Source organism: Arthrobacter sp. (assembly GCF_031179385.1).
GTDB lineage: Bacteria > Actinomycetota > Actinomycetes > Actinomycetales > Micrococcaceae > Arthrobacter_D.
On sequence record NZ_JAPSHV010000170.1, the window covers coordinates 1 to 4343 of the forward strand.

At 63.0% G+C, this 4343-nt stretch carries 7 protein-coding genes and 1 riboswitch; of the genes, 6 read left to right on the forward strand and 1 reads right to left on the reverse strand.

What is annotated here, in order from left to right; genetic code table 11:
• From RIF85_RS14780 to mnhG, 6 genes are all read left to right on the forward strand, one after another.
• A partial coding sequence (locus RIF85_RS14780) for an MnhB domain-containing protein (RefSeq protein WP_309072662.1) occupies window positions 1-407 on the forward strand: 407 nt, incomplete at its 5' end.
• Window positions 404-901: a Na(+)/H(+) antiporter subunit C gene (locus RIF85_RS14785; protein ID WP_309072663.1), complete on the forward strand. Its 498-nt coding sequence runs from the start codon at window positions 404-406 to the stop codon at window positions 899-901. The genes RIF85_RS14780 and RIF85_RS14785, both read left to right, overlap by 4 nt.
• Window positions 898-2526 carry a Na+/H+ antiporter subunit D gene (locus tag RIF85_RS14790; protein WP_309072664.1) on the forward strand — a complete coding sequence of 543 codons (1629 nt, stop codon included), beginning with the start codon at window positions 898-900 and terminating at the stop codon, window positions 2524-2526. The genes RIF85_RS14785 and RIF85_RS14790 overlap by 4 nt, the downstream gene beginning before the upstream one ends.
• The gene (locus tag RIF85_RS14795; RefSeq protein WP_309072668.1) at window positions 2526-3095 is read left to right on the forward strand and encodes a Na+/H+ antiporter subunit E; all 570 of its coding nucleotides are present in this window, start codon (window positions 2526-2528) and stop codon (window positions 3093-3095) included. The genes RIF85_RS14790 and RIF85_RS14795 overlap by 1 nt, the downstream gene beginning before the upstream one ends.
• Window positions 3092-3349, forward strand: coding sequence for a monovalent cation/H+ antiporter complex subunit F (locus RIF85_RS14800; protein ID WP_309072665.1), 258 nt, complete (start codon window positions 3092-3094; stop codon window positions 3347-3349). Before RIF85_RS14795 ends, RIF85_RS14800 begins: the two co-directional genes overlap by 4 nt.
• 7 nt (window positions 3350-3356) lie before the next feature.
• Window positions 3357-3740, forward strand: coding sequence for a monovalent cation/H(+) antiporter subunit G (mnhG, locus tag RIF85_RS14805; protein ID WP_309072666.1), 384 nt, complete (start codon window positions 3357-3359; stop codon window positions 3738-3740).
• Between the two features lie 26 nt (window positions 3741-3766).
• Here mnhG and RIF85_RS14810 read toward each other — a convergent pair whose 3' ends face one another.
• Complete coding sequence (locus RIF85_RS14810; protein ID WP_309072667.1) at window positions 3767-4027, reverse strand: DUF4235 domain-containing protein; 261 nt, start codon at window positions 4025-4027, stop codon at window positions 3767-3769.
• 127 nt (window positions 4028-4154) lie between these two features.
• A riboswitch (TPP riboswitch) is annotated at window positions 4155-4270 on the forward strand.
• The last annotated feature ends 73 nt before the right edge of the window (window positions 4271-4343 follow it).

Consider the following 4343-nt stretch of genomic DNA (forward strand, 5'->3'; position numbering starts at 1 on the left):
GCGGATTTGCCGGCGGTCTGATGGCAGGGCTTGCGCTGACCATTCGATATCTCGCGGGCGGCCGGTTCGAACTCGCCGAAGCTACCCCCGTCAGCGCGGGATTGCTCCTTGGCGGCGGTCTTGCCACTGCCGCGCTCACCGCCATAGTTCCCGTGTTCCTCGGGGGCGAGGTGTTCCAAAGCGCAATCATCGAAACCACCTGGCCGGTCTTCGGCCACATCAAGTTCGTCACGTCCACGATCTTCGACATCGGCGTGTACATGGTGGTGGTGGGGCTGGTGCTCGACGTGCTCCGCAGCCTCGGCTCCGAGATTGACGAGCGCAGTGAAGGCGCAACCGCCACCATGGACGCCGGTTCTCCAAAACCGGAAGAAGCCCCGGAGCCGGAAGAGAAGGTGGCCCAGTGAGCGTCAACGTCACATTGCTCGTCATCATGGGCGCGCTCTTCGCGGCGGGGATCTACCTGCTCCTGGAGCGTAGCCTGACAAGGGTCCTGCTCGGTCTGATCATGCTCGCCAATGGCGCCAACATGCTGCTGCTTGCGGGGGGCGGCGCCGCGGGCCGGGCCCCCTTGTACTCGTCCGGAATCGCCCCGGAGGACTACAGCGACCCGCTCCCACAGGCGTTGATTCTCACCTCGATTGTCATCTCGTTCGCCGTGACGGCCTTCATGCTGGGAATTATCTACCGTTCGTGGATCCTCGGCCGCCAGGACGAGGTCCAGGATGACATCGAAGACCGGCGGGTGGCGTCTCAGAGCAGCTTCGATGCCGAGGACGACGCCGAAATTCCCATCGAGACCACAGAATTCACCCCTATCGAAGAGGCCGAAGAAGCGCCGGGCAACCAGCGGGCGGGAATCGGCAGCAGAGCGAGCAACCCACGAACGGAGGAGCGATGAACATAGCGAACCTCGCGCCTCTGGCAGTCGTGCTGCCGTTCCTGGGCGCAGCTCTTGCCTTCCTTTTGATCCGGCATTCCAGGTCCCAGCGTGCCGTGAGCATTACGACGCTCTGCGTAACCCTGATGATCGAGATCTTCCTCCTGCTCGACGCCAGCGGAAAGGGCACAACGGCCGTCTTCATCGGCAACTGGGCGGCTCCCTTCGGCATCACGATGGTGGTGGACCAGTTCTCCGCGCTGATGCTGGTGGTCTCCTCGGCCGTAAGCCTCGCGGTCCTGATCTACGCCACAGGACAGGGGATGACCGACGGTGACGAGGACGGGCCCATCTCGATCTTCCACCCGACGTACCTGATTCTGGTCGCCGGAGTGTCCAACGCATTCCTTGCCGGAGACCTCTTCAACCTGTACGTGGGGTTCGAGATTCTCCTCACCGCAAGTTATGTGCTCATGACCCTGGGCGGCACCACACCGCGCATCCGTGCAGGGGTGACCTACGTCGTCGTCAGTGTGGTTTCCTCGGTTCTGTTCCTCATCAGCATCGGTATGATCTATGCCGCAACCGGCACCATCAACATGGCGGATCTGGCCCTCAAACTCGCGGATCTCGACCCCGCGACGCAGATGATCCTTCACCTGATGCTGCTGGTGGCATTCGGCATCAAGGCTGCGGTTTTCCCGCTGTCCTTCTGGCTGCCCGACTCCTACCCGACCGCCCCTGCTCCGGTGACCGCCGTGTTCGCCGGCCTGCTGACCAAGGTCGGCGTTTATGCAATGGTGCGGACTGAGACTTTGCTGTTCCCCGGCGACCGCATCAACACGCTGCTGATGATCGTCGCCATGCTCACCATGATCGTGGGCATACTCGGCGCGCTCGCGCAGTCGGACATCAAACGTATGCTCTCCTTCACGCTCGTCAGCCATATCGGGTACATGGTGTTCGGGCTCGCAATCTCCACTGTGATCGGCCTGGGCGCCGCCGTCTACTACGTTGCCCACCACATCATCGTGCAGACCAGCCTTTTCCTTGTCACGGGTCTCATCGAGCGCCGGGGCGGAACGGCCAATATGGATCGACTCGGCGGACTTGCGAAAATCTCGCCCTTCCTGGCGTTGCTGTTTTTCATTCCGGGCATGAATCTTGCAGGTATCCCGCCGTTCTCGGGCTTCCTCGGGAAGCTGGGACTGCTGCAGGCGGGCGTCGAACTCGGGACACCGCTTGCCTATGTGCTGGTCGGAGCCGGTGTACTGACGAGCCTCATAACGCTGCTTGCGATCGCCCGCGTCTGGAACCGCGCCTTCTGGCGCCGGCCGGAGGACGCAACACACCCGGATCCGATCCTGATGGCAACCTCGACAGACGGCTCGGCGGTGACGACTTCCCGCAGGGTCGCTGGGCACAGCACCGGTAAGTTCGCGGGCAGGAGTGCCGTCAGTTTGCTGCCCAAGACCATGGTCGGCGCCACCACGGGGCTCGTACTGCTGGGCGTCAGCCTCACGGTACTGGGCGGCCCCCTCTTCGAGCTGAGCGACCAGGCAGCGCAGCAGATGTTGGACCGTTCCCCGTATATCGACGCAGTCCTCGGGGAAGGCGCAACCGAAGCGGCAGGAGTCTCACCATGATGACAAGGCAACGTATCCCGTTGCGGGTTGAATTGCCGCTCCTGATCTGGCTGGTGATCGTGTGGGGAGCGCTCTGGCAGGACTTCAGCCTGGGTAACCTGGCGTTCGGCGCCATCATTGCGTTCGCGGTCGCGAACTTCCTTTATCTCCCGCCGGTGGAGCTCAGCGGGCGGTTCAATCTCTTCTACGCCGTTGGGTTCGCCGGCAGGTTCCTCTACCAGCTGCTGCAGGCCAGCGTGCAGGTCTTCTGGTTGGCGCTCGTCCGTGGACCGAAGCTGAAGAACGCCGTGGTGCGGGTGCGACTGCGCAGCCCCTCCGACCTTCTGGTGACGGCGACCGGACATGCTTTGTCGCTGATCCCCGGTTCTCTGGTGGTGGAGGTGGATCGCTCGACGTCCACCCTCTACCTGCATTGCCTCAACGTCGCGACGGATGATGACGCCGAGAAGGTTAGGGAGAATGCCCGGCGCACCGAAGAATGGTTGATCAGGGTTATGGGGTCCCGTGAGGATCTTGCCCTGCTGCGCTCGGAAGCGCCGCATCACCTCGACGGAAGGGCGCACCAGTGAGCATCGTTCTTGGCATCATCGCCGTCATTCTGGGAGTGTCTGCGCTCTTCGCGATCTACCGGGTGGCTCGCGGCCCGTCGATTCTTGACCGCGTGCTCGCCGTGGACGTACTCCTGGCGATCGTGGGAGGAGCACTGGCCGTAGACATGGTCGTCAATGGGCACACGAACACGCTGGTGATCCTCGTGGCGACATCCTTGATCGGTTTCATCGCGTCGGTGACCGTCGCCCGATTCGTCACCGAGAAGAAGTGAGCCGCTGATGGATGCTGCCCTGGATACCCTGACCGCCGTCCTGCTCCTCGGAGGGGCGCTCATGTCGCTGGCTGCCGCCGTCGGGCTTCTGCGGTTCCCGGACCTGCTGAGCCGCATGCACGCGGCAACCAAGCCGCAGGTTCTCGGGCTGCTGCTGTTCCTGTTGGCGATCGCCGTTCAGCAACGTTCGTGGGCGGTTGTGCCCGTACTGATCGTGTGCTGGATTTTCCAGCTCCTCACCGCTCCTGTCTCAGCCCATATGGTGGGCAGGGCGGGCTACCGCACCAAGCACCTCCGTAAGGACCTGCTGAGCATGGACGAGTTGGACGACGTCGTGGAACACGCGGCCACCAAGCGCCGTGAGGCGGGCGACCGCGCGTCCAGGGACTGACCGGAATGACTGTCGCCGGGTGATTGTCAGGTGAGGTCGCGGGTGTTCTCGTAGCGGCGGATTGCCTGCTGGGTGGTGCGGTTGGTGAGCACGCGGATGGTGGTGCTGACGGAACCGGAAATGATCGCGAAGGCCAGCGCCGAACGCAGGCTGTTCTCGAGGCCTTCCTTGTCCTTCGGGGGCTCGTTTCCGGTGACCCGCTTCCAGATGAAGTCCACCAGCTGCGTTCCCACGAGGCCCGCCCCGATGCCCAGTCCAACACCCATCAGTTTGAAGATCGCGTTCATGGTGCCTCCTTCAGTCGGCTTAGTTTTGCTCCCAGCCTAGCGTTATCGGGACCCTCCGGTGGGAGGGCACCGAAGATCACGACGACGACGGTGCCTCCGTTCCCGGGTGTAGAGTTAATCTCGCTCAAAACAACGACAGGGGAGCGCAGCCACGTACGTGGTGGGCGCTGAGAGTGCGGACCACCGCAGACCCTCGAACCTGATCCGGCTAGTACCGGCGAAGGGAGTCGAGTTCTCAGGGCGACCGGCGTCCTGCCGGAAGGCCTTCCCCTCCTGTACCCAGGAGGATTTCACTCATGACTGCTACACACAGTCC

Excerpts from the sequence above, each read along its gene's own strand:
- RIF85_RS14810 (WP_309072667.1), bottom strand. The coding sequence starts at position 4,027 with ATGAACGCGATCTTCAAACTGATGGGTGTTGGACTGGGCATCGGGGCG.
- mnhG (WP_309072666.1), top strand. The coding sequence starts at position 3,357 with ATGGATGCTGCCCTGGATACCCTGACCGCCGTCCTGCTCCTCGGAGGG.
- RIF85_RS14790 (WP_309072664.1), top strand. The coding sequence starts at position 898 with ATGAACATAGCGAACCTCGCGCCTCTGGCAGTCGTGCTGCCGTTCCTG.
- RIF85_RS14795 (WP_309072668.1), top strand. The coding sequence starts at position 2,526 with ATGACAAGGCAACGTATCCCGTTGCGGGTTGAATTGCCGCTCCTGATC.